Source organism: Ruegeria sp. AP12 (assembly GCF_056540025.1).
In genome coordinates, this window is the sequence record NZ_JBQFVZ010000233.1 from 1 (window position 1) to 649 (window position 649).

Annotated in this window: 2 protein-coding genes; one reads left to right on the forward strand and one right to left on the reverse strand. The window is 60.2% G+C overall.

What is annotated here, in order from left to right; translation table 11 throughout:
• Positions 1–231 (forward strand): hypothetical protein (locus ACR0E6_RS22470; protein WP_480587552.1); only part of this gene is annotated, 231 nt, incomplete at its 5' end.
• Positions 232–283: 52 nt separating this feature from the next.
• On the opposite strand, the gene ACR0E6_RS22475 is transcribed toward ACR0E6_RS22470, so the two are convergent.
• On the reverse strand, positions 284–649 hold a 366-nt coding region (locus ACR0E6_RS22475), incomplete at its 5' end, for a hypothetical protein (RefSeq protein WP_480587555.1).

Below are 649 nucleotides of genomic sequence, written 5' to 3' on the forward strand. Positions count from 1 at the left end.
CAGTTCACCGCTCTGGCGGTCGGACGGGCTGATCATGAGGCTGAGGCTGTCGGGGTTGTACCGGGCGTGATGGGTGCCCTTCACGGCTGTCCCTGTGCTTTTCCCGACCTGACGCCCACAGGCCAGCACGAGGCGCTGCTCGTCGGCTCTGGTAAACGCGACTTGCCATGGGTCCAGTTGCAGTCCGAGGTAGTCCTGTGCCCAAATGTCGGGAAGCAGGGCGCGCTGTAACGCGCGCATCCGTTCTGGGGTTGCGCTCTCGCGGATGCGCTTGGCTTCGGCCTCAATGCTTCGTTTGATTGTTAGCATTGAGGGCGTCCAAAGCTGCTTTCTTCGCAGCGGTTGTGTCATCCGCACCGGACAGCCACGCGGAAATGTCGTTTTCGTCATTGTTGGTTTCGTCAGTCAAGGTGACTTTGTGGTTCTCGCTGACGCCATGGATCGCAGACATGCGCCACTTTGCGGCTGACAGCGCCACGTGCAGGTTCTCGTTCTGGCCCTGTAGCTGCGCGATCCGTCCTTGGGTGACGACCTTGTCCAACTCGCGCCCCTCAGCAATGGCGTCGGCTGCGCGCTTGCGTAGGGTGTTGACGTCACATTCAAGTTCTTTGGCGACCATACGTAGGGACCAGCCCTTAGCGATCAATTG